The organism is Mesobacillus sp. (genome assembly GCF_049588175.1).
Classification (GTDB): domain Bacteria; phylum Bacillota; class Bacilli; order Bacillales; family Cytobacillaceae; genus Mesobacillus.
Window position 1 is genome coordinate 1 of record NZ_JBAVFI010000721.1, and the last position, 2,410, is coordinate 2,410.

The 2,410-nt window shown below is 42.0% G+C and carries 4 protein-coding genes; all 4 read right to left on the reverse strand.

All coding sequences use genetic code 11. The features are described 5' to 3' along the window. Positions 1-604, reverse strand: a 604-nt coding sequence (locus WB217_RS17515; protein ID WP_423994574.1) for an AAA family ATPase, incomplete at its 3' end; no start/stop codon positions are given. A gap of 16 nt (positions 605-620) precedes the next feature. Beyond that, entirely contained in the window at positions 621-1,070 is a 450-nt protein-coding gene (gene ahrC, locus WB217_RS17520) for a transcriptional regulator AhrC/ArgR (protein ID WP_207499938.1), read from the reverse strand. Positions 1,071-1,265: 195 nt separating this feature from the next. After that, positions 1,266-2,114 (reverse strand): TlyA family RNA methyltransferase, encoded by an 849-nt coding sequence (locus WB217_RS17525; RefSeq protein WP_423994575.1) that lies wholly within the window; start codon positions 2,112-2,114, stop codon positions 1,266-1,268. A 3-nt stretch (positions 2,115-2,117) separates the two neighbouring features. Next, positions 2,118-2,410 (reverse strand): transketolase C-terminal domain-containing protein (locus WB217_RS17530; RefSeq protein ID WP_423994576.1); only part of this gene is annotated, 293 nt, incomplete at its 5' end.

Sequence of the window (2,410 nt, forward strand, 5' to 3'; positions counted from 1 at the left end):
GGATTTCATCATGCTGGAACTGAATCAAATCAAGCCTATGAGCCATTTGCTGTTCATTTTCACTAAGGCTTTTCAGTTTTTTCTGCATTTGTTCAAACGAACGAAAAACATGCTGATATTCATTTAAAGCTGGGAGAATTTCTTCAGCACCAAATTGGTCAAGAAGATTTATGTGCCTAGTTTCATCCATCAATTCCTGATGCTCATGCTGGCCGTGTATATCGATCAGTGAAGAGCCCACTTCTCTTAACACAGCTATTGTTACAAGCTTGCCATTGATGCGACAGACACTTTTTCCGCTTGCTGAAATATCCCTTCTTAATACGATCATGCCATCTTCAATGTCAATTCCAAATTCCGCAGCCCTTGAGTAGCAAGGATGATGTTCTCCATCGATAAAGAACAAGCCCTCTATTTCAGCCTTATCTTCACCATGGCGAACGAACTCAGCCGAACCTCTGCCACCAACCAACAGATGAATCGCATCAATTATGATGGATTTTCCTGCACCTGTTTCCCCAGTCAGTACAGTCAGGCCTTTATTAAAAGAAATAGATAAAGATTCTATAATTGCGAAGTTTCTGATCGATAATTCATTTAACAAGCAACCGTCACCTCATTTATAGCATATCAAGAAACCGATTTGTGACAAGCTCCGTATCTTCGGGAGTACGGCAAATAATCAAGATTGTGTCATCTCCACAAATCGTGCCAAGTATATCTTCCCAATCGAGATTATCAATCAAAGCTCCAATAGCATTAGCGTTGCCCGGCAGCGTCTTCATGACTAGTAAATGCCCCGCCTGATCAATCCGCACAAAAGCATCCATCAATGATCTTTTTAATTTTTGCAAAGGGTTGAAACGCTGGTCAGCTGGCAGGCTGTATTTATATCTTCCGTCGATTAAAGGCACTTTTACAAGATGAAGTTCTTTAATATCACGGGAGACCGTGGCTTGTGTAACATTGTAACCGGCAGCTTTCAGCCGATCAACAAGCTCATCCTGAGTTTCAATATCTTTACTTGCAATTAACTCACGTATTTTAATATGGCGCTGGCCTTTATTCATTCATATCACCCCTGGATACATCCGAAACATTCTTTTATTATTTATACTCATATGTTAGCCGATTTCAGCAGATTGTACAATCATTCGTGGTTTTTCAGCAAAACCTTCTATGAGGAATTGACAAAGAGATGAACTTTTTATCTCTTCAGATGGAAAATTAACAGTAGTAAAGCAAAAGAAGAACAGGCTATTTGCCTATTCTTCTCCACTAGTTTGTTTTGATTTCAATTCATTATGTGCCTCAGCTACAACTTCATCAGATGTTGATTTAAACTTCAGCTCGCCCTTTTCTCCAACCTTTCCGTTCCACTGAAGATGTAGGAGAAATTCAATATTCCCATCCCCGCCTGTGATCGGTGAAAATGAAAGATCGAAGACGTCATAGCCTTCACTCAGTGCAAAGGCAATGATCCTTTCGATTACTCCTATATGGACTTTCCTGTCGCGGACAATCCCCTTCTTGCCGACTTGTTCTCGACCTGCTTCAAACTGTGGTTTGACGAGAGCGACAATATCGCTCCCTGATACCAATAGGGTCTTCAGGACAGGTAGAATCAGCCGTAACGAGATAAAGGATACGTCAATGCTGGCAAAGTCTGGGAGACCCTTTGTCAGGTCTTCAGGTTTCACGTAGCGGAAATTGGTACGCTCCATCACTTCAACACGCTCGTCCTGACGCAGTTTCCATGCGAGCTGGTTATAGCCAACATCCAGGGCATAGGACATTTCTGCTCCATTCTGGAGTGCGCAATCCGTAAATCCGCCCGTAGAAGCCCCGATATCGAGCAGAGTTTTGCCTTTAACCTCTAGGTCAAAAACCTTTAATGCTTTCTCAAGCTTCAAGCCGCCTCTGCTTACATACGGAAGGACATTACCCTTTACTGTTAGTGGAATATCACTATTTACCTTTTCTCCTGGCTTGTCCAAACGGTTTTCATTGGAGTAGACAAGCCCTGCCATGATTGTCCGTTTCGCCTTTTCTCTTGTTTCAGCAAGACCGCGCTCCACGAGCAGCACATCTAATCGTTCTTTTTTGATTTTCATTTGTTACGCCCTTTTTTGTTTTTGTCTTGCAAGCTTTTGGATCCGCAAGACAACATCGTCTGTTGTCATTCCAATTTCCTTTAACAGTTTATCTACACTGCCGTGTTCAATGAATTGATCAGGTATTCCCATTCGGTCAATTTCAGCTTTATGGTAGCCAAGTTCCTGGGCTGTTTCAAGAATGAAGCTTCCAAATCCGCCTTGAAGGACTGCCTCTTCAATTGTTAAAATAGGTAAATCTTCATTAAGGATGCCTGTAAGCATTTTTTCGTCCAGTGGTTTGATGAACCTTGAAT